The organism is Tianweitania populi (assembly GCF_014652875.1).
Classification (GTDB): domain Bacteria; phylum Pseudomonadota; class Alphaproteobacteria; order Rhizobiales; family Rhizobiaceae; genus Tianweitania; species Tianweitania populi.
In genome coordinates, this window is the sequence record NZ_BMZQ01000001.1 from 1089503 (window position 1) to 1114513 (window position 25011).

A 25011-nucleotide genomic window follows, 5' to 3' on the forward strand; every position below is an offset into this window, starting at 1 on the left:
ATGGCTGGGGCGGATGAAGATTTCGACGAAGCGAGCTTCTTCCAGAGCCTGAACACCGGTTCTCCGTTCCCAGTCCAGCCTGCAAAGGTGGCGAAGGCACGCTCAAAGGGAACGAAGACGCAGAAGGCAGGGACGCTTTTCGACAAAGTGCCTGCCGCGCCGCCGCAGAACGTGTCGACCGCGATCACGCCAGCAGAGGCTGAAACAGGTGACACGCTTCCTGAGGACGACGCACCCACTCCCGAAGTGCCGCTCTATCACGGCCACCGCGACAGAGTCCGCAAGCGGTTCGACAAGATAGGCGGCGAAGCATTCGAGGATTATGAACTGCTCGAGATCGCGTTGTTCGGCGTGATCTCGCAAGGTGACACCAAAGATACAGCCAAATTGCTGTTGAAGCGCTTTGGCACTTTCGCCGAAGTCGTTGGCGCACCCACGCATCTCTTACAAGAAGTCGAGGGCGTTGGTCCGGCTACAGCCATCCATCTGAAGGTTCTGGCGGCTGTTGCGCAGCGCATAACAAAGGGCGCTGTCATCCAGCGTGACGCTCTCACATCCTGGCACCTGATTCTAGACTACCTTCGCGCCTCGATGGCGTTCGACGCCATCGAGAAGTTCCGAGTGCTCTATCTCAACAAGAAGAACCTGCTGATCGCCGATGAGGTGCAGCAGGAAGGCATCGTCGATCACACGCCCGCCTATCCCAGCAAGGTGGTCAACCGTGCCTACAATCTGGGCGCCACCGCCATTGTGCTCGTCGACAACCACCCCTCCGGCGATCCCGAGCCGTCAAAGGCCGACATCGAGCTGACAAAGGCAATCATCGCTGCCGCCAAGGGCCACAACATCGTCGTCCACGACCACATCATCATCGGCCGCAACGGCCATGCTAGCCTGCGCGGTCAGGGCTACATCTGAGGCCACTACATAGCCAGTAAGATGCTCAACGAAGGTGGTGCTGCTCGATGATGCCGCGATCTATCCTGACCGGCCTCTTGCTCGGGCTTGCCATAGCCGCCCTGGCAAGCTGGACGCCCTACCTGCTCCGCACCACGGCAACCCTGTCGTGCCAAGATGCGCCCATCGCCGGAGAGACGCCCTACTGCGTCTATTACGACGAACGCCCGGCGCTGTTCTCCGCCACCTACCGCCTAACGATCGGCCGCGAGGCGGATCGCGGGGTTGTTTATACGATGCCGTTCTCGCAAGCCCACATCCAGATTAACTGGAGCGCAGAGACCGGCGACCTGACAATTGCGCTGCCTGGCTCCACGATCACCGTTTCACCCTCGCAATACATCGACCACCGCTAACCCGCCGCCAACAAAAAGGCCGCCTCAAGGGCGGCCTTTTCAATCAGGTCACGAAGCCGATCAGGCTTCCGAAGCGGGCTCTTCCACGTCCGTGGCGCCCTCTTCCTTGTCGGCCTTGGCAGCCTTCTTCTTCGGCGCAGCCTTCTTCTTGGCCGGCTTCTTTTCTTCCGCCGCGGCTTCCTTGGTCTCGCCGTCAGCGCCAGCCTCGTCTTCCGACATCAGCTCTTCCTTGGAAACGCTCTTGTCGGTGACGTCGATCTGGCCAAGCAGATGGTCAACAACCTTCTCCTCGTAAAGCGGCGCGCGGATGGAAGCGAGCGCGCTCGGGTTCTTGCGATAGAAGTCGAACACGTCCTGCTGCTGCGGGCCGGGATAACGGCGCACGAAGTCGAACAAAGCGCGCTGCATCTCCTCGTCGGAGATCGTCACGCCGGCCTTTTCGCCGATCTCGGCAAGCACGAGGCCAAGGCGCACGCGGCGCTCGGCCAGCTTGCGGTATTCGGCCTGAGCCTCTTCCTCGGTCGTGCCTTCGTCCTCAAAGGTCTGGCCGGCAGACTGCAGGTCGCGCTGCACCTGGTTCCAGATGTTTTCGTATTCGGCTTCCACGAGCTTGGAAGGCGCTTCGAACTGGTAGGTGCCGTCGAGTGCGTCGAGCAGCTCGCGCTTCACCTTCTGGCGCGTCATCTGGCCGTACTGGCTTTCCAGCTGGCCCTTCACGACTTCGCGCAGGCGCTCGAGCGATTCGATGCCGAGGTTCTTGGCGACTTCGTCCGTCAGTTCGAGCTTGGCAGGTGCAGACACTTCCTTGACCGTGATGTCGAAGGTCGCGTCCTTGCCGGCCAGATGCGAGGCATTGTACTGCGCCGGGAATGTGACGTTGATCACCTTCTCGTCGCCAGCCTTGGCGCCGATCAGCTGTTCCTCGAAGCCCGGGATGAACTGCTTGGAGCCGAGCACGAGCTGTGCATCGGAGTCCTGGCCGCCCTGGAAGGCTTCGCCATCGACCTTGCCGAGATAATCGATCGTAACGCGGTCGCCGTCTTCGGCTGCGCCGTCCTTGGTCTCGTAGGAGCGAGCAGATTCTGCAACGCGCTGCAGACCTTCCTCGATCTCCTCATCGGCCACGTCATACACCGGACGCGTGACCTTGATGCCGGAATAATCCTGCAGTTCGATCGCCGGAATGATTTCATAGGCGAGCGAGAATTCAAAATCGGACTTACCGGCCAGGATCTTGTCGGCTTCTGCCTCGTCCTCGGTCATGTTGACCTCGGGCTGCATCGCGGCCTTCTCGCCGCGGTCGGCCAGGATCGAGCGCGTGGAATCGTTCAGGATCTCGTTGACGACTTCAGCCATGAAGGACTTGCCGTACATCTTGCGCATATGCGCCATCGGCACCTTGCCGGGACGGAAGCCGTTGATGCGGGCCTTGCCCTGAGCTTCGGAAAGGCGGCCGTTCAGGCGCGTTTCCATGTCGCTGGCGGGCACAACCACCTTGATCTCGCGCTTCAGCCCCTCGTTGAGCGTCTCGGTAACCTGCATTCTTGAAACCTTCTTGTCGTTGCGTGCCACCGATGGCACGGCGAAATTCCGTCAGGGCGTTTCCGTGGATGGAGCCGGAACCGATGGTGCGGGTGGAGGGACTTGAACCCCCATGCCTTGCGGCGCTTGGACCTAAACCAAGTGTGTCTGCCAATTCCACCACACCCGCCTCGGAGCGGACAGCCCTCAAAGCGGGGTTCCTATATCATCGCGATTGCAGCGTTCAAAAGGAATTTTGCCTCTTCGTCCGGCCAATTTGCCGCTTTCTCCTGAAAAAGCGGGTGCGCCGGCTCAATAAAGCGGTTCGCTGTAGAGCGCAGTGTCGCCATCATAGAGCGCCTTGATCTGCGCGTCGCCCGTTTCGCCAACCGCAACCCGCATCGTAAACTGGCGCTCTCCAAGCCCCTGCTCGATCTCCCGGCCGTCCCCTTCCGGCACATAAAAGCGCTCCAAACCGTACTGAACGTTGATGGAGTCCAGATCATCCTGCCAGCGATCGAGGCTCGTTCCCTTGAGGTCGATCTCATTCTCGCCCGGCGTTTGATTGACCCGAGCACCCAGGCCGGCGGCAATGATCTGCGCCAGTGCATGGCCTTTGCCGCGCTTCAGCCTGACATAAACGGTGCCGACCACCTCGTTGTCACGCGGGCGTGCGGTCTGGATATGATCGACCGGCACCCGCGAGATATCGTAGCTGAGCGCAACATAGTCGCCACGCAGAAGATCACGCGGATCGACAGGCGCGGTGCGCAGGGTAATCTCCTGCCCGTTCCGCAGCAGGGACGCACGGCTGTAGATGGCTGACGCGAGGAAGCCGATCTGAACCAGCGCGACAACGGATGCGGCGACCAAAAGCTTGCTGCGGCTGTTCATGGCTTGGCTCCTGTCACCACCGCGTCCTGATCGGCTGGCCGCTCGACGTCCCGGCTGAAGCGCTTTTCGAACCGTCGAATCACGACGGCGATGATGGCCAGCACCAATCCGGAAGCCAGGAAGAAACTCGCGGTATCGAGCATCGTGCCGAGATACACCGCGTAGAGATAGATGAGCTCGGCCGTGAAGCCGGCATAAGCCAACCGGCGCAGCCGACGGCTTTCACGCCCTCCGGCAAGCAGCGCCGCGATGATGCCGGCGAAGACGAGGACGGCCAAAAGGAAGGCCGTGCCGAGCTGTTCGATCCGCATCAACTGCAGCAGGGCCATGGATAAAAGGAAGCCGAACAGGCCGAGCACCGGCAGGACCGCGCCCAAACGTGCAACACGCTCTGCCAGCTGCAGGCGGAACACGGCGAAAGCAAACACTGCCGATGAGACAATCGCCATTACCAAAGGCGCACTGACCGAATCTTGCTGATCGAGCGCAATCAAGGTGCCGTAGAGCAGCAACGAAAGCAGCACCAGCACCCGTCCGTAAGGACTGCCCGTCCAGAAGCTGAGCAGCCACAACACCAAAGCCGCCGGCAGGAACCAGGCCGATGGCAGCGTGCTCGTCCACACACCGTTGCTGGTGCTGACCATCCAATAGGCGGCGAGCATCACGCTGCCGACGGTCAGGATGGGCGAGCGCAGCATGGCAGCCGCGAAGGCCGTACCAGCCGCCCAGATCGCGATCGCCTGAACCTCATCGCCGGACAGATGATACATCTGGCCGATCAACGCGATCGACGCCCCGAACGAGGCCGCGGCGATCATATAAAGAGACTCGCCCCAAACAGGTGCGCCGCGCAGCTTGGTGACGGCCCCGCCTAGGTAACCAGCAGCGATCAGCAGGAACAACAGCGTGACCCGCACCAAGCGCGGAAACGCTTCCCAGTTCGCCGCAACGAAGAGAAGAATGGCTGCTGCCAGCAAAATGGCAGCCAGCGCCCCGATCACACCGCCAAAGCTGATGCCCTTGCTGCGGCGAGCCTCGATATCCCGAGTAAGACGAAGCGCGGTTTCGCCGTCAATCATTCCCTGGCTCTGCCAACGGGTGATCTCGGCTTTTACATTGCTTGCATAGGACGCCATCGCTGCCTGTTCTTAAGTGTTCAGGGCTTACTCACGAGAGAAAGCCACCCGCGCAAACGCGGCATCTAAATCCATTAATGTTGCGTTGCACAAAGCGCATCGCTGCCATGCAACATCGTCTGTTTCAATCCCGAGGGCCTACGCATATCTTCCGCCTTGTCCGAAGCCAAGACGCCGACAGACAGCAAGAAAAAAAGACACCTAGGGTACGAAACAATGAACATCATCCGTAACTACCGCAACTGGCGCCGCTACCGTGACACGGTTTCCGAGCTGAGCCGCCTTTCCAACCGCGAACTCTCCGACCTCGGCATTGCCCGCGGCGACATCCCGTTCGTGGCACGCAAGACGGTCTAATTGGCCGCATGAGATTTCGCTGAGCCTACCTCCTCCCAGGCTTCAGCGAATACGACCGGAACCTACCTCCTCCCAGGAACCGGTCACCCAAACGACACCTGCCCAACCTCCTCCCTGGGCAGGTGTCGCATTTGGGACCAGGAATTCAGCCGCCTCGAGCGGCACGCGGTGAGAACCGCAAACGAAATTTCGCTGAGCCTACCTCCTCCCAGGTCTCAGCGGATACGACCGGAACCTACCTCCTCCCAGGAACCGGTCACCCAAACGACACCTGCCCAACCTCCTCCCTGGGCAGGTGTCGCATCTGGGACCATGAATTAAGCCGCTTCCAGCGGCATGCGGTGAGAACCGCAACGATATTTCGCTGAGCCTACCTCCTCCCAGGTCTCAGCGGATACGACCGGAACCTACCTCCTCCCAGGAACCGGTCACCCATACGACGCCCGCCGGATCTCCTCCCCCGGCGGGCGTTGTCGTATGCGGAGGATCCTCATCGCATCTTGATCTCCTCCCGGCCCGCATTCGATTGCGCGGCACACGGCAAGAGCGTATTTGGACCCCATGACATCAAATCCCATTCAAATCATCGGCGGCGGTCTCGCCGGCTCCGAAGCAGCCTGGCAGATCGCCTCCGCCGGCATTCCCGTTGTGCTGCACGAAATGCGGCCCGTCCGCGGTACCGAAGCGCACAAGACGGACGGCTTAGCCGAACTCGTTTGTTCGAATTCCTTCCGCTCCGACGACGCGCAAGCCAATGCCGTCGGTCTGCTGCATGCCGAGATGCGGCTCGCCGGCTCGCTGATCATGGCCTGCGCCGACGCCAACCAGGTTCCCGCTGGCGGTGCGCTGGCAGTCGATCGCGACGGCTTCTCGCAGGCAGTCACGGCCAAGCTCGAAGCCCATCCGCTGATCACGATCGAACGCGAGGAAGTCGCCGGCCTGCCGCCTGAAGCCTGGGATCAGGTCATCATTGCCACCGGCCCGCTGACCGCACCAAGCCTAGCCGGCGCCATCCAGGCTCAAACCGGCGCAGCTGCGCTGGCCTTCTTCGACGCCATCGCGCCCATTGTCCATTTCGACACGATCGACATGAACAAGGCCTGGTTCCAATCGCGCTATGATAAGGTCGGACCGGGCGGCACGGGCAAGGATTACATCAATTGCCCAATGGACAAGGATCAGTACTACGCCTTCGTCCAGGCTCTGATCGATGGCGGCAAAACCGAGTTCAAGGAATGGGAAGGCACACCCTATTTCGATGGCTGTCTGCCGATCGAGGTGATGGCGGAGCGCGGCGTCGAGACGCTGCGTCATGGGCCGATGAAACCAATGGGCCTCACCAATGCCCATGATCCCCAAACCAAGGCCTACGCCGTCGTTCAGCTTCGGCAGGACAATGCGCTTGGCACGCTCTACAACATGGTCGGCTTCCAGACGAAGCTGAAGCATGCCGAGCAGGTCCGCATTTTCCGCATGATTCCGGGTTTGGAAAATGCAGACTTTGCGCGCCTTGGCGGTCTGCACCGCAATACCTACCTGAACTCGCCGACCTTGCTCGATCATTCCCTTCAGCTGGCGTCGCGCCCAGGCCTGCGTTTCGCCGGCCAGATCACCGGCTGCGAAGGCTATGTGGAGAGTTCAGCGATCGGACTGCTGGCCGGCCGCTTCGCAGCAGCCGAACGGAACGGCACCCCAGTTTCGGTGCCGCCTTACACGACGGCCTTTGGTGCGCTGCTCGGCCACATCACCGGCGGCCACATCGTGTCAGACGATGAGCCCGGCAAACGCTCGTTCCAGCCGATGAACGTCAATTTCGGCTTGTTCCCACCGGTAGAAGCGCCGAAGACGGCCAGCAAGCGTTTGCGTGGCAAGGACAAGATCGTCGCCAAGCGCCATGCGATCACGTCGCGTGCCATCGCAGATTGCCGGGAATGGCTGGGCCTTCCGGCACTACCGGTTGTGGAAGAGGTTGCCGAAGCGGCTGAGTAGCAACAGCTACCAGCCGCGCGCCGCGCTGCGCATCAAGATCCACTGACGGCGAAGATCAGACAGCGGACGGGCTTCATCGAACGGCTTGTCCGCCTTGACCTTGCCGAGATGCGCCGGCGTCAAGGCAACCGGAAGCAGAGCCGGCCGCAAGGATGTCGGCAAGGCTGATGCTGCAGCAGCAAACTTGCCGTAGTGCTCCCGCGCCAGCGTTGCCATCATGTCGACGGCCGATGCCACACCGACCGGATTGTCGCCGGCAAGAAAGCTCTGCGGCGTCAAACCGGCAGCCTTGAGCAGATCGAGCGGAACGCTGCATTTGCCGCGGGCGCGGTGAAGCGGCATCAACCGGATCAGACCCGCAATCCCCACGGCACATCCGCCGTGACCCGCTGCTTCGGCCGCAAGGCGCGCTGCCGCCGGATCAAGCACCAGGCTTGCGAGCTGGATCGTTGCCGATGCCGTCTGCCCGCAATAGGCCTCCAGCTCCGTGCGGTCCTGGAAGGGATCGGCATAGAGGTCGCCGATGCGGGCATCGAGATAGGCTTCGAACGCAAAGGGCGGCAGCTTGAATTCGTTGATGGTGGTCAGCAGCGCATTGGCGAGCGGAACGCCCTCGCCGCTATAGTCGCCGCCGGTCAGAACATCGCGCCACCATTGCAGGCGGATCTCGCCGGGAAGTGCCTCACGCGCCCGCGCGGTGATCTCGGCTACTTCCGCATTGAAGGCGTAAAGCGCGAAAAGATGCGGCCGCTTTTCTTCCGGCGCGTAAAGAACGCTCAGATAACGGTCGCGGTCGGACTGCGCGACATGCTCGCGGCAGATGTCGGCGTCAGCGGAGTCCATCACTCCACGCTGAACAGAGCCGCAGCGACTGCACGATCTTCCGCAAGGAGCACGTTGTAGGTCCGAACTGCTGCACCCGTCGACATCGGGTCGGACGAGATGCCGAGTTCGCGGAACCGCGTCTTCAGGCTCTTGGGCAGCGGCTGCAACGACGATCCGGTTCCCACAAGCAGAACTTCAACGCTCTTCGCCTCATCCAGAAGACGCTCGAAGTCGCCCTCTGTCAGAGCCGCCCGATCGGCCGGCTCCCAACCGTATATGCCGGATGGCAGGCACAGGATTGAGCCGCGATGCGACATGTCCGCAAAGCGGAATCCGCCATCGCCATAGGCTTCAATCGGCGCCCGCCCAGGGAAATGCGACTGGCGTATTTCCAGCCCCCTTGCCATCAGCCTGGCCTCAAGACTTCGCGGCCGGAGCCCCGGCAGGAAGACCCCGCTTGGCGTCGGCATCCTTGTCGAGCATGGAGGGCCGCAGCTTGAAGAGGATCAGAAGCGGTCCCGCGATGAACAGCGACGAGTAGGTGCCGACAAAAACACCGATGATGATAGCGAACACAAAGGACGAGATCACCTCACCGCCGAAGAAGTAGAGCGACGTCAAGGCAAGAAGCGTCGTCAGGCCGGTCAAGATCGTACGCGACAGCGTCTGGTTGAGCGCGAGGTCCAGCACTTGGTCGATCGGAATCTTCTTGTAGCGCCGCAGCATTTCGCGGATACGATCGTAGATCACCACCGTGTCGTTGATCGAATAGCCGATCACCGTCAGGATCGCGGCAATGCTCGACAGGTTGAACTCCAGGCCGAAGAACACATACACGCCGACGATTACGATCACGTCGTGGATCGTAGAAATCACTGCGCCGACGCCGAACTGCCATTCGAAACGGAACCAGATATAGATCAACAGCGCGAGCATCGACAAAACGATGCCCATCGTACCCGTCCAGGCAAGCTCGCCCGACACAGTCGGCCCGACCACCTCGACGCGGCGGAAGTCATAATCTTCGCTGAGTTCACCCTGCACCTTGGCGACAACCGACTGTTCGGCATTGTCGCCGGCCTGTTGCGTGCCGACGCGCACGATCATCGCGCCTTCATTGCCGAACTCCTGAACCTGGACTTCGCCCATGTTCAGCTCGCTCAAGCGAGCGCGAACGTCGGCCGCATCGGCCGTTTTGTCCTTGGCCTGAAGCTCGATCAGCGAGCCGCCGAGGAAGTCGATGCCGTAGTTGAACGGAGTGACCGCGACCATGCCGATCACGACCAGCGAGATCAGGCCGGAAAGCGCAAAGCCGACATTGCGATAGCGCATGAAGGGGATCGAAGGATTAAGCGGCAGGTAATGAACGAGACCCGCCGGATACTCCTTCGGCCGCGAGCGACGCACCCACAGCGCCACCAGCCAACGCGTCAGCGTAAACGCGGTGAACACGGTGGTGATGATGCCGATGCCCAGCGTCACGGCGAAGCCACGCACAGGACCGGTGCCCATATAGAACAGGATCGCCGCCACGATGAAGGTCGTGACATTGGCGTCCACGACGGTCGCAAGCGCCTGCTTGAAACCCTGGTCGAAGGATTGAACCAGCGATTTCCCTTGCGCGCGCTCCTCACGGACGCGCTCGAAGATGATGACGTTGGAGTCCACCGCCATGCCCATGGTGAGCACGATACCGGCAATACCGGGAAGCGTCAGCGTAGCGCCAAGCAGGGTCAGCAAGGCCACGATGAGCGCAACGTTCGCAGCCAGCGCGATGTTGGCGATCACGCCGAGCTTGCCGTAAACCAGCAGCATGCAGACCACCACCAGCACGGCGCCGACGGCTGAAGCCAGCTTGCCGGCATTGATGGAGTCTTCACCGAGGCTCGGACCGACCGTGCGCTCTTCAACGATCGTCAAATCGGCAGGCAGAGCGCCGGCACGCAGCAGAACGGCCAGATCGCTGGCGCTCTGTGCATTGAAGTTGCCGGAAATCTGCCCCTGACCGCCAAGGATCGGCTCGCGGATTTGCGGCGCCGACACAACTTGGTTGTCGAGGATAATGGCAAACAGCTTGCCGACATTCTGCTGCGTCGCCTGACCAAAGCGCTGTGCGCCCTGACTGTCGAAGCGAAACGACACGGTCCACTGGTTGCTGCGCTGGTCGAGCGAAGGCTGCGCGTCGGTCAGGTTTTCACCCGAGACGATGACGCGGTTTTCGATGAGATACGGTACGGGTGGATCATCGGTCGAATACATCACCGTCGATCCAGCCGGCGGGCGGCCATTGACGGCTTCCTGCACCGGCACGGTCTGATCCACCATCTGGAAGGTCAGCTTCGCGGTCTGGCCGAGAATATCCTTCAGACGCTGCGGATCCTGCAGACCCGGCACCTGAACCAGAATGCGGTCTGTGCCCTGGCGCTGGATGATCGGCTCGGTGGTGCCGAGCTCGTTGACGCGGCGGCCGATCACTTCAACAGACTGCTGAACAGCAGAGCTGGTGCGATAGGTGATGCCGGCATCCGTCAGCGTCAGCCGAAATAGCCCCTGCTCCGGCTCGTCGAGTGCCAATTCCGACACGCTGCCGGCGCTGAACAGGCTGGTGGAGATCGGCGCGGTTAGACCTTCAAGTGCGGTGCGCGCGGCATCGATCTGCTGCGAGTCGCGAACCCGCACCTGTACTGCGCGATTGGTGCCTGAAAGGCCGGAATAGCCGATCTTGGCATCGCGCAGCGTGTTGCGGATCGAATCGCGCGTCGCTTCAAGACGATCGTTGATCAGATCCTGCTGGCTGACCTGCAACAGGATGTGCGAGCCACCCTGCAGATCGAGGCCGAGCGTCATCGCGCGCTTCGGCAACCAGCTCGGCAGCGAGTCGATGACCTGCTGAGACAACATGTTCGGGATCGAGACCAGAACGCCCAAGGCTACGACGAGCCAGATCGCGAAGGTCTTCCAGCGGGAAAAATAAAGCATGTTGCCTCTATCGGCGCAAAGTCGTTACGGCGGGCATGCCGCCGCGAATGCGGTTATTTCTTGGCGTTCTGGTTGGCGACTGGTTCGCCCTTCACGCGCACATCGGCGATCGTGGAGCGCAAGGCCGTCACCTTGAGGCCGTTGCCGAGATCGACTTCGAGTTCGTTGTCGTCGATCACCTTGACGACCTTGCCGATCAGACCGCCGCCGGTAACAACCGTATCACCGCGCCGCACATTCGACAGCATGTCGCCACGCTTCTTCAGCTGGGCGCGCTGCGGACGGATGATCAGGAAGTACATGATGACGAAGATCAGGATGAACGGCAGAACGCTCATCAGGATTTCAGGTGTCCCGCCGGTTACGGATTGGGCATAGGCCGGTGTGACGAACATGCTGCGAATCTCCAGACAAAGCGATAGGCGGCAGGCCCGAGGCCTCCCGAAAGTGCGCGGACTATAGTCGCCCGCCGCGTAGAAGCAACCGCCTCACCCGCTCACTCCCGCGCTTTTCGCATGCCGTACCGCGTGGTACACCTCGTTGCTAACCCCTTTCCGCAAGAGAGTTACGAGTGATTATGAACGGAGCAGACCTTCAAGCGCTGGGTTCCAAGCTGGATCGTCTCATCGCGGCGATCGAACGGCTGGGGCCCCAACCCGCCCTCGCCCCCGACTTCGCGCAGGCCGATTGCTATGTCTGGTCGGCCGAAAAAACCGCGCTGGACCCCGTTCCGAACGTTAATCGTGTACAGATCGGCTTGATCAAGGGCGTCGATCACGTGCGCGATATCCTGGTCGACAACACCGAACGCTTCGCTAGGGGTTTGCCTGCCAACAACGTGCTGCTTTGGGGTGCGCGCGGGATGGGCAAGTCATCGCTGGTGAAGGCCGCTCACGCCGCGATCAATCATGCGTCAGATCGCCCGCTGAAGCTGATCGAGATCCACCGCGAGGACATCGACACGCTGCCCAAGCTGCTCGGCATGCTGAAAAGCTCGGACGACCGCTTCATCCTGTTTTGCGATGACCTCTCCTTCGATCATGACGACACCTCCTACAAGTCGCTGAAGGCCGCGCTTGAAGGCGGGGTTGAGGGCCGGCCGGAAAACGTCATCTTCTATGCGACCTCCAACCGCCGCCACCTCCTGCCGCGCGACATGATCGACAATGAGCGGTCCACCGCGATTAATCCCGGCGAGGCGGTCGAGGAAAAGGTCTCGCTGTCCGACCGCTTCGGCCTCTGGCTCGGCTTCCATAAATGCAGCCAGGACGATTACCTAGCGATGGTCAAAGGCTATGCCGAGCACTACCGCCTTAGCATCGACGCCGATCGCCTGATTGCCGAGGCGCTGGAATGGGCCACCACGCGCGGCAGTCGTTCCGGCCGCGTTGCATGGCAGTTCGTGCAGGATCTTGCCGGACGGCTGGGTCAGCCACTGAAAGGCTGAAACGAAAAAGCCCGCCACGCGTGAAAGCGGGCGGGCAATTCTGGGAGCCGGACTGGAGAAAACGGCCCCCGGTCGTGGATTGTAGCCTTGCTATTCCAGGAAGGTACTATTCCAGGAAGGTCGAGGGATCGACCGGCGAAGAATTCTTGCGCACTTCGAAGTGGAGCTTCGGGCTCTCGGTAGAACCACTCATGCCAGACAGCGCCAGTTCCTGACCGCGCTTGACGGTCTGGCCGCGCTGAACCTTCAGCGAGCTGGCATGGCCGTACACCGTGACCAAACCATTCTCGTGGCGCACCAGAACGGTGTTGCCGAATTCCTTGAGGCCGTCGCCGGCATAAATCACGACGCCATTCTCGGCAGCCTTCACCGGCGTGCCTTCCGGCACGGCGATGTCGATGCCGTCGCCAGCCTTGCCGCCACCCTTGCCGTAGTTGGAGATGACCTTGCCGCGTACCGGCCAGCGCATCTTGCCAATGCCAGTGCCGCCTGGTGCTTCCGCGTCCGAGTCTTCCACGATCGCGCGGGCCGTCTGCTTCGGCGGCGTATAGGATGCCTGTTGAGCCGGAGCCTCGGCAGGCTTTGCGGTTGCGACCTGCGGGGCAGCTGGCGCGACGGCAGGTGCTGCCGGAGCGGCGACCGGCGGAGCCAGCGGCTTCGGTGCTGCGGCGGCAACCTGGGCCTGCGCGGGCAGTGCCGGCTTCGATCCGGCGCCCGGCACGGTGAGGGTCTGGCCGATGCGGATATTGCCGTCGCTCAACCCATTGGCGGCCTTGATGCTGTCGACGCTGGCGCCGGTCTTGCGGGAAACCGAAGACAGGGTATCGCCTGATTCAACCGTATAGCTGCCGCCGCGAGCCTGTGCCCTGGTCGGCGTACTCGGAAGAGACGGAGCGGGCTTCGGAAGCGACGCGACCTGAACCGGCTGTGGCTGGCTTGAAACCGGCGGAAGCGCTGCACTGCGCGACCCCATCGGTGCGTCGCTGGCGGCCGGCGACAAGGGCGGCAGACTGGAGCGGCCGGACTGACCGCCGGACATGCTCACCGGCGCCATCGCGCTGCGCTGAACCGTTCCGCTCGGTGCGGCCGGGAGAGCCGACGGCGCCTGGCTGTAAGACCGGTTCGCCGGCGCGGCCGTAGCCGTCTGCGTTCCCGTGGAAGAGGTTGTGAACATGTCGCTCGTAAAGCGCGACACGCCGGAGGAGCAACCAGCGGCAACGCCCGCCAGAAGAAGTGCGGCGCCCCGAAGCATGAGGCGACCATTCCCGTTCAGGACTTTTAATTGCATGGTACCGACCCGCACCCACCCGTTACAAACTATGGAGTGTATTAAGCGCGATTAGCGTTACTGGCCGGTTAATTCAGGGATTATGTCAGCAAGTTTTAGCAGAAGATCTTAGAGCGCTTCCGCCATGCCGTGGGCAATCGGCTGCAACCGCACCAGACCCACTTCCTGTTCCTCGAAGCGGCTGCCGGTCTTGGTGAGCCGTACCAGCATCTGCGGCTCGTCCGGCGGCCCGATCGGCGCGATCATCACGCCGCCGCTCGACAACTGATCCACGAAGCCGCGCGGCAGTTCGTCAAAGGAAGCCCAGGAAATAATCCGGTCGAACGGACCTTCGGCAGCAACGCCGTGCGCGCCGTCGGCCTGGCGAAGAAGCACATTGCCGATACCGAGCGCTTCCAGCCTGGCACGTGCCTGCTGCACCAGGGCCTTGTAGCGATCGAGAGAAAGAATGCGGCCCGATAGACGTCCCATCACGGCCGCCGTGTAGCCGGTGCCCGTTCCGATCTCGAGCACGCGGACACTGCTCGTCAGATCGAGCGCCGAAATCACCGTTGCCTGAATATCGACGCCTTCCAGCGCCTCGCCGCAAGGGATCGGCAGCATCCGGTCCGACCAAGCATGGTCCTGCCACTGGTTCGGCACGAAACCGCGGCGCGGCGTGGCTTCAAAGGCCGACAAGACGGTCTTGTCCGTCAGCCCCTTTCCGCGAAGCCGCAGCATGAATGCGGCAAAGCCTTCGCGATCCAGCGCGTCGGGTGTCATTGAAGCGCAGCTCGCACGAGGTCCTGAACCTCGTAGGCCGTAAGATCGAGCTTCAGCGGCGTGACGGAAATGTGGTCGGCGCGCAGGGCATGCAGGTCCGTCCCTTCCGGGATCTCGGTCTCGCCGCGTCCAAAGCGCAGCCAGTAATAAGGCAACCCGCGACCGTCGTTTCGAGCATCAACCGTGATGCCGTAAACGAGCTTGCCCTGCCGTGTTACGACATGACCCTGCACCGCATCAGGCTGGCAGTTCGGGAAGTTGACGTTGAGCAGAACGCCCTGCGGCAGGTCGATATCGATCAGGCGCTTCAAAAGCGCCGGCGCATGGGCTTCAACCGTGTTCCACGGCACGACGCGCCCATCATTGGCGAACGTATAGCCCTGGCTGAGCGCAATGGAGCGGATGCCGAGCAGCGTGCCTTCCATCGCACCCGCCACGGTGCCGGAATAGGTCACGTCATCGGCGACATTCGAGCCGGAATTGACGCCGGACAGGATGAGGTCCGGCGGCTCGGGCATGAGGTTACGCACGCCCATGATGACGCAATCCGTTGGCGTACCGCGCACCGCATAATGCCGGTCGTCGATGCGGCGCATGCGCAGCGGTTCGGAAATCGACAGCGAATGCGAGAAGCCGGACTGGTCCGTTTCCGGCGCGACGACCCAGATGTCGTCGCTCAGCGTGCGAGCGATCCGCTCGAGCGAGGCAAGGCCCTCGGCATGAATGCCGTCGTCATTGGTCAGAAGAATGCGCATGCTAAGCCTATCCCCGAAGCCTGTCCCGCTGGCGGCTTGACTGGCAACTCAACGGCCGCCGATCCGCTCCTTGCCTCCCATGTAGGCGCGAAGCACCTGCGGAACAGTGACACTGCCATCCTCATTCTGGTAATTCTCGAGGACGCCAATCAGAGCGCGGCCCACAGCCGTGCCCGAACCGTTCAGCGTATGAACGAAGCGCGTGCCCTTCTCGTCCTTGACGCGATAACGCGCATCCATGCGGCGCGCCTGGAAATCACCGCAAACCGAGCAGGACGAAATCTCGCGATAGGTGTTTTGGCCGGGCAGCCAGACCTCGATGTCATAGGTCTTGCGCGCACCGAAGCCCATATCGCCGGTGCAAAGCACCACCGTGCGGAACGGCAGTTCAAGCTTCTTCAGCACGGTTTCCGCGCAGTCGGTCATGCGATCATGCTCGGCAAGCGAGCTGTCGGCATCGGTGATCGACACCATCTCGACCTTGTTGAACTGATGCTGGCGCAGCATGCCCCGGGTGTCGCGTCCGGCCGAACCGGCTTCCGAGCGGAAGCATGGCGTCAGCGCCGTAAAGCGCAAGGGCAGCTGTTCCTGGTTCAGGATCTGCTCCCGCACCAGGTTGGTCAGCGGAACCTCGGCCGTCGGGATCAAGCCGAGCCGTGTTTCACCGTGCGGCGTGAAGAAAAGGTCTTCCTCGAATTTCGGCAGCTGGTTGGTTCCAAACAGCGCATTGTCGCGCACCATCAGCGGCACTTGCACTTCCGTGTAGCCGTGCTCGGTTGTGTGCAGATCGAGCATGAACTGGCCGATCGACCGCTCCAGCCTTGCCAGATCGCCCTTCAGCACCGTGAAGCGCGAGCCGGAAATCTTGGCAGCCGCCTCGAAGTCCATCAGCCCCATCGCCTCGCCGAGCTCGTAATGCTCGCGCGGCTTGTTCGGCATGTTGGCCTTGCGCGCTTCGATCAGCTCGTTGCCGAAACGGCGCACTTCCACATTGTCATGCTCGTCCTTGCCTTTCGGCACCTCCGGGAGCGGCAGGTTCGGGATGTTGGCAAGCGCGTCATTCAGCTCGTTGTCGAGCCGGCGCTCTTCCGCCTCGCCGCCCTGGATGAAGGCCTTGATGTCAGCAACTTCAGCCTTCAGCGCCTCGGCCTTGGCGGAATCGCCCGATCGCATCGCATTGCCGATTTCCTTGGACGCGGCATTGCGGCGCTCCTGCGCTTCCTGCAGCCGGCCGAGATGGGCACGGCGCGCTTCATCCAGCGCGATCAAAGCCTCGGCCTGGGGCGCGGCCGAGCGCGATGCCAGAGCAGCATCGAGAACGGCCGGGTTTTCGCGAATCCACTTGATGTCGAGCATGTCAGAACGTCCGGTACTATTTCAGCCGGGCGTAAACCGCGCGCCGCCCCCATGCAAGACCGAGATAGCAAAAGGGGCGCCTTTCGACGCCCCTTCAATCAGCAAACACTCATCAACGAAGCCGTTAAGCCGGCTTCACATCATCCGGATCGACAACCGCCGGAACGACTTCCACAGCTGCCGCTTCGTCGCGGACGTGCTGCTCCTTGGCACGATTGCGTTCGATCAATCGCGCCATCCAGATCGAGGCTTCGTAAAGAAGGATCGTCGGCAGCGCCAAGCCGATCTGGCTGACAGGATCCGGCGGCGTGAGAACTGCGGCCGCGATAAAGGCCAGCACGATCGCCCACTTGCGCTTGCCCGCAAGCGACTCCGCCGTCAGCAGACCAACGCGCGCCAGCAGCGTCGTGACCACCGGGAGCTGGAACACAAGGCCGAAGGAAAAGATCAGCGTCATGATGAGGCTGAGATATTCCGACACTTTCGGCAGCAGCGAAATCTGGATGTCCTGCCCCGGTCCAACCTGCTGCATGGCAAGGAAGAACCACATCACCATAGGCGTGAAGAAGAAGTACACCAGCGCCGCACCCATCAGGAACAGGATGGGCGATGCGATCAGGAACGGCAGGAAGGCAGCGCGCTCGTTCTTGTAGAGGCCCGGCGCCACGAACTTGTAGATCTGCGCGGCCACCATCGGAAATGACAGAACCAAGCCGCCGAACATTGCGAGCTTGATCTGCGTGAAGAAAAATTCCTGCGGCGCCGTATAGATCAGCTCGACTCGGCCATCATTCAGGCCGGCCCAGATCGTCGCCCATTTGAACGGGATGACCAGCAGATCGAACAGCTTTTGCGCGAAGAAGAAGCAGATCAGAAAGGCGACAAAGAAGCCGCCGATGGCCCAGATCAGGCGCGAACGCAGCTCGATCAGATGATCGAGCAACGGCGCCGAGGACTGTTCGATTTCGTCGTTCGACGTCGTCACGTGTCTGTTCCGGTTTCTTTGGGCTTGCGAACGCGAACAGGCTTTTCAACGGCCGCTCCGTTCATGCCGGTGGAAGCAGCAGCGGTTTTCTTGGCAGGCGCTTTCACCTTCGGAGCGTCCGAGCCTGCAACAGCCGGTGCCTTGGTCGCACGCGGCGCGCGCACCTTCTTCACCGGGTCTGCAGCAGCAACGGGCGTTGCGGCCGGCGCAGCAGTCGCTGTGCTTGGCCTAGCCAATGGCGCTGGTGCTGCCGAAGCCACCGGCGCAACCGGTGCCACAACTTCGACCGGCTGAGCCGATGCAGGTACCGCCAAGCCCGATGCTTCCTTCGGTGCCTCGCCGGTCAAAGCGGCCGGCACAGCCGTCGCACCGGTCTTCAGCGGTTCGGCAGCCGAGGCTTCGGTCGGAGCGGGCGTCGATGGTGCCGGCGTCGAAGGCCGCATGATCGAATCCATGCCCGCGCGAACGTCGGCGGCAGCCTTCTCCATCGGATTGAACGCCTTCCGGATTTCGTTCTTCGGATTGAGCGAGCGCAGGTCGTTGACCGACTTGCGGACATCATCCAACTCGGCTTCCTTCAAAGCCTCATCGAACTGCTTGCGAAAGTCGCCCGCCATCGACGTCATTTTCGAAGTGAACTTGCCGAAGGTGCGCAGCATCTTCGGCAAGTCCTTCGGGCCCACGACCACGATCATGACGATCGCAATCACGAGCATCTCGGTCCAACCGATCTCGAACATCAGAACTGTTCCCGCTTAAGAACTCGGCGCGGAACGCGTCAGGATTTGGTGACGTTGCGGTCCGGGGTCACCACAGTCTCGCCGGGGCGGTGCTCGACGGTGCGCGGATCGACCGGGCGAACTTCATCCGGCGTATCGTCGTCGGTCATGCCCTTCTTGAAGCTCTTGATGCCCTTGGCCATGTCGCCCATCAGCTCGGGGATCTTGCCGCGGCCGAACAGCAGCAGGACAACAACAAGCACGATCAGCCAGTGCCAGATCGAAAAGGAACCCATGATCACTCTCTTTCGAATTCTTAACCCGGGAAACAGCTAGGCCTTACGTCAGGCCTTTGCAAATCCCTTCATCGTCAACAGCACATCAGACATTTCAGGCGAGAGGAAGTCATCGCGCCGGGTAAAGACAATGCGCCGCATCCCATGCGGGTGGTTTACCGTACTGCTCGAACCGAAGCACGGCTTCAGCGCGAAACTATACAGCTTCGAAGCCTTGTTACCATGCGCACGGTCGGTTCTCCAACGGTTTCGATGAAGCCAAGCCGCGGAGCCGCCTCATCAATCCTCCGTGACGCGGGGCGTAAGGAGGCCGAGTTCTTCGAGATCGATGTCGGTCAATTCGTCTTCATCGGGGCCAAGCAGATCGCCATCGACCGGCGGCACCGGCACGGCGAAGTTGCTGGGCATGCGGGGCGACAGGAGCCCTGCCCCTTTCAGCTCCTCCATGCCCGGCAGATCGCGCAGTTCGGCCAGGCCGAAATGATCGAGAAAGCCTTGAGTCGTGCCATAGGTCACCGGCCGTCCCGGCGTGCGACGGCGCCCGCGCATGCGCACCCAGCCGCTTTCAAGGAGAAGATCGAGCGTCCCCTTCGACGTTTCCACGCCGCGCACATCCTCGATCTCGGCACGGGTCACCGGCTGATGATAGGCTATGGTAGAAAGCACTTCGAGCGCCGCCCGCGACAGCTTCTTCTGCTGCGGCGCATCGCGGCGAAGAAGAAAACCGAGATCCGGCGCGGTGCGCAGCGCCCAGGCATCGTCCACACGCACGACATTGACGCCGCGATTGGCGTAAGCCGCAACCAGCCGCTCCATCACGGCGTCGAGCGCAACATCGTCCGGCAGCCGCTCCGCGAGCATCTTGCCCGTAACAGGCTCGGCACTGGCGAACAGGATCGCCTCGGCAATACGAATCGCTTGACCGATACGCTGTTCGGCAAACAAGTCGTTGTCGATATTCGCCTGGTTCAATTCACGTCTCCGACAAGCCGCGGCCGCGGCTGACCCGGCCGCATATAGATCGGCTCGAAGGCACCGTCCTGGCGCACTTCCAGCTTGCCCTCGCGGATCAGCTCGAGACTGGCGGCAAAGGAACTAGCCAGAAGGCTGCGACGCTGGGCTGGTTCGGTCAGATACTGTGCGAGGAAGCGGTCCAGCGCGCTCCATTGTCCCGAACGGCCAACCATCCGCACCAGCAGATCGCGCGCATCTTGCAGCGACCACACACCCCGCGCCGCGATCTGCACATTGCTCACCGCCTGCCGCTGGCGCTGCACCGCATAGGCGGCGAGGAGATCATACAGGCTGGCCTCGAAGGTGACGCTGCGATCCATCTCCAAAGCTTCGGGCGCACCGCGCGCAAACACGTCACGCCCAAGCCGATCGCGGTTGACGAGCCGGGCTGCAGCTTCGCGCATGGCCTCAAGTCGCTTCAAGCGAAACTGCAGCACGGCGGCGAGTTCCTCGCCGCTTTCGCCTTCCTCGTCGCGCTGCTTGGGGATCAACAGCTTGGATTTCAGGAAAGCCAGCCACGCCGCCATCACGAGATAGTCGGCCGCAAGCTCCAGCCGCATGGCGCGTACCTGATCGATGAAGCCGATATATTGCTCGGCCAGCGCCACCACGGAGATCTGCGAAAGATCGACCTTCTGGTTGCGGGCAAGATGAAGCAGAAGGTCGAGCGGGCCCTCGAAGCCGGCGACATCCACCACCAGCTCCGGCTCGCTCAAGCCCTGTGTCTTGGCGTCGGCCCAGAGTTCCTCGGCAGGAACCGGCTGCGCCGTCTCTCCCTCATTCCGTGTGCTGTTCAAGCATCGACCTCGCGCGACCCCTCACGCAAGGTCGGCGGTCTTATGCCACCAACTGCATCAGCTCGGCAAACTCGGCGCGCACGTCGTCCTCAACGGAATTGTCGCGCATACCCAGCGGCAACAGAGCGCGTTCGGCTCGCGCCAATGCCCCGTCCGTCAGGCGCGGCGTTTCGGCAACCACGGCTTCCATTTCGCCCATCACGCCATTGCAATGCAGAACGATGTCACAGCCGGCGGCCAGGATCGCCCGGCTGCGGCTGGCGAAATCGCCCGACAGCGCCTTCATCGAAACGTCATCGCTCATCAGCAGGCCGTCAAAGCCGATCTCCTTGCGGATGATCTCGTCGACCACGATCGGCGATGTGGTCGCCGGCAGATCCGGATCGATGGCGGAATAGATGACATGCGCGGTCATCGCCATGCCGACATCCGACAACGCCTTGAACGGCGCGAAGTCGCGGGCACGCAGTTCCTCCAGCGAAGCATCCACGGTCGGCAGCGCCAGATGCGTATCGGCCGTCGCACGCCCGTGGCCAGGCACATGCTTCATCACCGGCAGAACGCCACCGGCCAGCAACCCATTCACCGCCGCGCGCCCGAGAGTCCCGACAACCTCAGGCTCGGTGCCATAGGCGCGGTTGCCGATCACGTCATGCGCGCCGGCAACCGGCACGTCGAGCACCGGCAGGCAGTCGGCGTTGATGCCAAGCTTGAGCAGATCGAAGGCATGCAGCCGCGAGAGCAGCCAGGTCGCGCGCAAGCCGGACTTCTGGTCGCTTGCATAAAGCGCCCCAAGCGCTGCGGCCGGCGGATAGTTTGGGGCGAGCGGCGGGCGCAACCGCTGAACACGTCCGCCTTCCTGATCGAGGAACACGGGCGCATCGGGCCGATCGGTGCATTTGCGCATGCAGGCAACCAGCGCCCGCACCTGATCGGCGTCCACGATATTGCGTGCGAACAGGATGAAGCCCCAGGGTCTATGCTCGCGGAAGAAGGTTTCTTCTTCTGGCGTCAGCACGGGACCGGCCGCACCAAGGATCACCGCCTTGCATTCGTTCATGGCTCAAGCTCTCACAGGCTTAGAAGTGGTGCGTATACGACAAAGCCCGCCACGCATAAACGCGACGGGCTTTGCGGGAAAGAGTTCCGCTTACTGCGAAACGAAGCAGCTGCCGCCCGCGCTCTTGTAGCTGGCGCATATCGTGTTGGCTTCGGCACGGGAAGAGGCCGCGACGCGAACGCGGTAATAAGTGCCCTTGCCGGCAATATCGGCCCGCACGATGTTGACGTTCTTGCCGCTCAGCACGCTGGCATAGCGGCGGGAAAGATTGTCATAGCTGGCTTGTGCGGCAGCCTCGCTCGGCTGCGAGGCAATCTGCACGGCCCAACCGGATGGCGCGGCTGCGGCTTCAACGGCAGCAGGTGCTGCAGAAGACTGCGCCGTCGGCTGCACGGCAGCAACCTGAGGTGCTGCCTGCGGTGCAGGCTGCGCCGGTGTTTCGTCGATCACGCTTTCGATCGGGTCCGCTTCGGGCAGGCTGGGTGCGGCAGCCGGCGCCACGGCGGCCGGCTCAGCCGTTACGGCTGCGGCGGCCGAAGCAAGCTGTGGTGCGGGTGCAGCGGCTTCTTCCTCACGCGGCGCAAGCGAGCCATCGGGGCGAACCACCATGGTGCGGACGCGGCGGGGCGCAACGGCCACCATCTCTTCCGGGACCTGCTGATTGCCCGTCGTATCCGGCGTCAAACGATCTTCGGCCTTGCCTGCAGTGCCGACGGCTTCTTCATCGACATCGCCGACATCGGCACCCTCGGGATCTGTGCCTTCGGGATCAAGCGCGGACAGGCTTGCCATCGAGTCTTCGTCGGCCTCCTGCGCGGCCAGATCCACCGGCGCGGCGTCTTCGGAGATCAGGCGTTCCTGCGTCGGCGCGCCGAGCGGCTGGCCGGAACCGACGCGATCATAAACGACGTTGTCCTGGTTCGGCACGGTTGTACCACCCGGATTTTCCGGACGCACCTTCATCGGATCGGCATCGGCACGCACAAGCGTCGGCTCGCCTCCGCTGCCCACCGATCCGCCCGGCATCGCCAGAATGGCGACGCCGCCGATCAGAACGATCGCTGCAACAGCGCCGGCCATCAGCATGCCGCGACGGCCAAGAATGCCCTGACGCGGCTGGGATCGGGCTGACTGTTCGTAATAGTTGTCGTCGTCTTCCGGCTCATACATGCCCGCGCGCGACAGGTCGGACTCATAGCGCCCGGCCGATGCACCGGCCGCCGCCCCCGCGGCCGCCGCACCCATGGAGAAGTCGAGATGCTCGTCCCAGTTCTGCGTGCTGGCTTGGCGCTGCGCTTCCTGCTCTTCGCGCCTTGCCTGACCGGCCGGCTCTGCGTTCAGCGAATGGAAGGAGGACTCGAACTGCGAATCGAAATCATCGAAGCCGTTGGCGCGCGGCGCGGGCTCGCGGCCGTAATCGACTTCCGGCAGATCGAGCTCGTCGGAATGCGCCAGGCGCTGATCCACGAAGTCGACCGTTTCGATATCCGGCACATCCGCGCGCATGCTCGGCGCATTGACCATCGGCCGCGCCTGCGAGGCATAGCCGTAGCTGGCCGACGCATGCTGGCGATAGCCGGTGTTATGATCATCGTCCCGGCCATATGGATCGGCGGCCAGTTCATCGGCGAGAGCGGCGTCGAAAGCCCGTTCATCAAAAGGCTGCATGGCTTCGGGTTCCATATCGAGTTGGGCGGACTCTTCCACGGGATCAGGGACCGTGGTCGAGACAGTGTTGGTGTGGGCTTGGGTCGAGGGCGCACGGTCGGTGCCGGTGCGTGTCTCAGTGTACGGGGAAGAAGCGGCAGCGGCTGAAACAGCGGCAGCAGCAGACAGTGCAGCCACGGAGGCAGCAGCAGGTGCCGGCGGCTGCGCGGTTTCGGCTTCCATCGCGGCCTCGATGTCGCGCGCAACCGCGTCGTCATCCAGAAGCTCGGCCATTTCGAAGTCGCCGAGATCGGGCTCAGCCGTGGTGTCCTCACTTGGCACTTCCGGCTCAGCGTTGAGCGCGGCGTAAGACACGGGAGCGGCGTTGGCGGCGGCGGCAGGCGCCGTATCAACCTCGGAAAAGTCGAGATGCCACAAGGCATCATCATTTTCCGCATTTGCCCCCTGAGCAGCCGGGGCGTCGATGCCTTGCGCCTCATCCTGCGCATCGGCGTCGGCGAAATCGATGCCTTCGAGCCAGCTGTCATCTTCAGGCGCAGAAGCGGACTGCGCGTCCTGCTGGCTGTCCATCTCGCCGCCCAGCAGATCAAACAATTCGCGCTCAAACGCCTCGTCATGCGCTGGCGTGGCTTGCTGCTCTTGCTCGGCTTCGGCCTCGACAAGCGCCCACTGCTCGGACTGCGGCGCGGCATACTGAGCATCGCTTGGCGCGGTGTCATGATCGTTTTGCGCCAGAACCTGCGGCTCATCGAGCGCCACGGAGCCTTCGTCAAGCCAGCCTTCTTCAGCCGTGAAAACATCGCGCTCAGGCGATGCGTCCGCCTGCGCGTCATCCCAGCCATTCAAGTCGAAGTCACCAAGCGGATCCGACTCCGATTGCGCCTCGACAACACCAGCCGTGTGCTCAACAATCAACGCAGGCTGCGTTTCAGCAGCCGACGGCTCGTCCTCGAACGAAGCAACGTCATCCGAACCGGGCGCATCGGCCTCGCGGGCGAGTTCCTCGGCGAGTTGAAGATCGAGCGAATCAAATGCCTCAGCCGGCTCATCAGCGACCGGCTCGACCGCCTGAACATCATCAACGGCTTCAAGCTGCGGCTCGGCGACAGACACCGCCTCAGGCTCGCTCTCTACGGCTTCGCTTTCGATCGACTCAGCCTGGCTGTGATCTGCCGCCTGCTGGTCGCGATCATCCTGCCAGGCCTGAAGAGCGGCATAGGCCGCTTCGATCTCGTCATCCTCTTCGGCTGGCGCCTGCGAAGATGCCGACACCTCAACAGCCTCAACAGGCTGAGGCTCGGATCCTTGATGAAGCATGTCGCTGGTGGAGATCGTCTCGTCTTCGTCGAAGCTCAGCTCGAAATCCGCAAAGGGGTCGACATCCGGCTCGACCGCGCTCTGTTCCGGCTCCGCAACAAAGGCGTCCGCAGCCTGGCGGAAGTCAACGGTCTCATCATCGGTCTGATACGCCTGGATCGCCGCTGCCGAGGCATGGTCCTGCAGATCGTCGGCCGGCTCTACGGCAGGTGCTGCGGCTTCCGACTGCGCAAACACCGGCTCCTGGCGCGGCGCTTCAACAGCGCGCTGCGACATCGATGCCGGCTCATTATCCTGGTCGCCGTGGAACTCGCCCAGCAATTCGCGTTCGAGATCCAGGCCGAAGTCCGGCTCAACCGGCTGCTGCGGCTGATGCACCTTCACCCGCGGATCGAACCCCATGATACGGGTCAGTTCCGCAAACGGGTCGTCCTCCGCAATCGGCGCGGCGGAAGCACGGTTGGATGAAGTGTCTGCCATGATCTTTCCCGTACTTGAACTCGGTCGGACGCCGGCGACGTCGCACGACGGGC

23 protein-coding genes and 1 tRNA gene are annotated in these 25011 nt (G+C 62.4%); 5 read left to right on the top strand and 19 right to left on the bottom strand.

What is annotated here, in order from left to right:
• Positions 1-918, top strand: a complete 918-nt coding sequence (radC, locus tag IE166_RS05380; RefSeq protein ID WP_189502282.1) for a RadC family protein — start codon at positions 1-3, stop codon at positions 916-918.
• A 47-nt stretch (positions 919-965) separates the two neighbouring features.
• Positions 966-1313 (top strand): hypothetical protein, encoded by a 348-nt coding sequence (locus tag IE166_RS05385; protein WP_189502284.1) that lies wholly within the window; start codon positions 966-968, stop codon positions 1311-1313.
• A gap of 60 nt (positions 1314-1373) precedes the next feature.
• On the opposite strand, the gene tig is transcribed toward IE166_RS05385, so the two are convergent.
• From tig to IE166_RS05405, 4 genes are all read right to left on the bottom strand, one after another.
• Positions 1374-2855: a trigger factor gene (gene tig, locus IE166_RS05390; protein ID WP_189502286.1), complete on the bottom strand. Its 1482-nt coding sequence runs from the start codon at positions 2853-2855 to the stop codon at positions 1374-1376.
• 84 nt (positions 2856-2939) lie between these two features.
• Positions 2940-3024: transfer RNA gene (locus IE166_RS05395), tRNA-Leu, on the bottom strand.
• A 122-nt stretch (positions 3025-3146) separates the two neighbouring features.
• Entirely contained in the window at positions 3147-3728 is a 582-nt protein-coding gene (locus tag IE166_RS05400; protein WP_189502287.1) for a GDYXXLXY domain-containing protein, read from the bottom strand.
• Entirely contained in the window at positions 3725-4864 is a 1140-nt protein-coding gene (locus IE166_RS05405) for a DUF2157 domain-containing protein (RefSeq protein ID WP_189502289.1), read from the bottom strand. The genes IE166_RS05400 and IE166_RS05405 overlap by 4 nt, the downstream gene beginning before the upstream one ends.
• Positions 4865-5080: 216 nt before the next feature.
• Here IE166_RS05405 and IE166_RS05410 point away from each other — a divergent pair, with 216 nt between their 5' ends.
• Complete coding sequence (locus IE166_RS05410; protein ID WP_189502291.1) at positions 5081-5221, top strand: DUF1127 domain-containing protein; 141 nt, start codon at positions 5081-5083, stop codon at positions 5219-5221.
• A 561-nt stretch (positions 5222-5782) separates the two neighbouring features.
• Complete coding sequence (gene trmFO / locus IE166_RS05415) at positions 5783-7210, top strand: methylenetetrahydrofolate--tRNA-(uracil(54)-C(5))-methyltransferase (FADH(2)-oxidizing) TrmFO (protein WP_189502293.1); 1428 nt, start codon at positions 5783-5785, stop codon at positions 7208-7210.
• A 6-nt stretch (positions 7211-7216) separates the two neighbouring features.
• Here trmFO and IE166_RS05420 read toward each other — a convergent pair whose 3' ends face one another.
• The 4 genes from IE166_RS05420 to yajC are packed head-to-tail and all read right to left on the bottom strand — an operon-like array spanning position 7217 to position 11409.
• Positions 7217-8053: a phytoene/squalene synthase family protein gene (locus IE166_RS05420; RefSeq protein WP_189502295.1), complete on the bottom strand. Its 837-nt coding sequence runs from the start codon at positions 8051-8053 to the stop codon at positions 7217-7219.
• Positions 8053-8442, bottom strand: a complete 390-nt coding sequence (locus IE166_RS05425) for an Mth938-like domain-containing protein (protein WP_189502296.1) — start codon at positions 8440-8442, stop codon at positions 8053-8055. The genes IE166_RS05420 and IE166_RS05425 overlap by 1 nt, the downstream gene beginning before the upstream one ends.
• Before the next feature lie 10 nt (positions 8443-8452).
• Positions 8453-11014, bottom strand: a complete 2562-nt coding sequence (gene secDF / locus IE166_RS05430) for a protein translocase subunit SecDF (protein WP_189502299.1) — start codon at positions 11012-11014, stop codon at positions 8453-8455.
• Positions 11015-11067: 53 nt separating this feature from the next.
• The gene (gene yajC, locus IE166_RS05435; protein WP_189502301.1) at positions 11068-11409 is read right to left on the bottom strand and encodes a preprotein translocase subunit YajC; all 342 of its coding nucleotides are present in this window, start codon (positions 11407-11409) and stop codon (positions 11068-11070) included.
• Positions 11410-11591: 182 nt separating this feature from the next.
• Here yajC and IE166_RS05440 point away from each other — a divergent pair, with 182 nt between their 5' ends.
• Positions 11592-12461, top strand: coding sequence for an ATP-binding protein (locus tag IE166_RS05440; protein ID WP_189502302.1), 870 nt, complete (start codon positions 11592-11594; stop codon positions 12459-12461).
• A gap of 106 nt (positions 12462-12567) precedes the next feature.
• Here IE166_RS05440 and IE166_RS05445 read toward each other — a convergent pair whose 3' ends face one another.
• The 11 genes from IE166_RS05445 to IE166_RS05495 form a co-directional block, all read right to left on the bottom strand.
• The gene (locus IE166_RS05445; protein WP_189502304.1) at positions 12568-13749 is read right to left on the bottom strand and encodes a peptidoglycan DD-metalloendopeptidase family protein; all 1182 of its coding nucleotides are present in this window, start codon (positions 13747-13749) and stop codon (positions 12568-12570) included.
• Positions 13750-13857: 108 nt separating this feature from the next.
• On the bottom strand, positions 13858-14511 hold the full coding sequence (locus IE166_RS05450) for a protein-L-isoaspartate(D-aspartate) O-methyltransferase (protein WP_189502306.1): 654 nt from the start codon (positions 14509-14511) through the stop codon (positions 13858-13860).
• The gene (surE, locus tag IE166_RS05455) at positions 14508-15266 is read right to left on the bottom strand and encodes a 5'/3'-nucleotidase SurE (protein WP_189502308.1); all 759 of its coding nucleotides are present in this window, start codon (positions 15264-15266) and stop codon (positions 14508-14510) included. The genes IE166_RS05450 and surE overlap by 4 nt, the downstream gene beginning before the upstream one ends.
• 48 nt (positions 15267-15314) lie before the next feature.
• On the bottom strand, positions 15315-16622 hold the full coding sequence (gene serS, locus IE166_RS05460; protein WP_189502310.1) for a serine--tRNA ligase: 1308 nt from the start codon (positions 16620-16622) through the stop codon (positions 15315-15317).
• A 124-nt stretch (positions 16623-16746) separates the two neighbouring features.
• Positions 16747-17607 (bottom strand): twin-arginine translocase subunit TatC, encoded by an 861-nt coding sequence (gene tatC, locus IE166_RS05465; protein ID WP_189502312.1) that lies wholly within the window; start codon positions 17605-17607, stop codon positions 16747-16749.
• Positions 17604-18347: a Sec-independent protein translocase protein TatB gene (gene tatB, locus IE166_RS05470; RefSeq protein WP_189502314.1), complete on the bottom strand. Its 744-nt coding sequence runs from the start codon at positions 18345-18347 to the stop codon at positions 17604-17606. Before tatB ends, tatC begins: the two co-directional genes overlap by 4 nt.
• A 38-nt stretch (positions 18348-18385) precedes the next feature.
• Positions 18386-18622 carry a twin-arginine translocase TatA/TatE family subunit gene (locus tag IE166_RS05475; RefSeq protein WP_189502315.1) on the bottom strand — a complete coding sequence of 79 codons (237 nt, stop codon included), beginning with the start codon at positions 18620-18622 and terminating at the stop codon, positions 18386-18388.
• A 279-nt stretch (positions 18623-18901) separates the two neighbouring features.
• On the bottom strand, positions 18902-19594 hold the full coding sequence (gene scpB, locus IE166_RS05480) for an SMC-Scp complex subunit ScpB (RefSeq protein WP_189502317.1): 693 nt from the start codon (positions 19592-19594) through the stop codon (positions 18902-18904).
• Positions 19591-20433, bottom strand: a complete 843-nt coding sequence (locus IE166_RS05485; protein ID WP_189502319.1) for a segregation and condensation protein A — start codon at positions 20431-20433, stop codon at positions 19591-19593. The genes scpB and IE166_RS05485 overlap by 4 nt, the downstream gene beginning before the upstream one ends.
• Positions 20434-20473: 40 nt before the next feature.
• A complete protein-coding gene (gene nagZ / locus IE166_RS05490; RefSeq protein WP_189502321.1) occupies positions 20474-21493 on the bottom strand; it encodes a beta-N-acetylhexosaminidase in 1020 nt (339 codons plus the stop codon).
• Positions 21494-21583: 90 nt separating this feature from the next.
• Positions 21584-24958: an SPOR domain-containing protein gene (locus IE166_RS05495; RefSeq protein ID WP_189502323.1), complete on the bottom strand. Its 3375-nt coding sequence runs from the start codon at positions 24956-24958 to the stop codon at positions 21584-21586.
• Between the last annotated feature and the right edge of the window lie 53 nt (positions 24959-25011).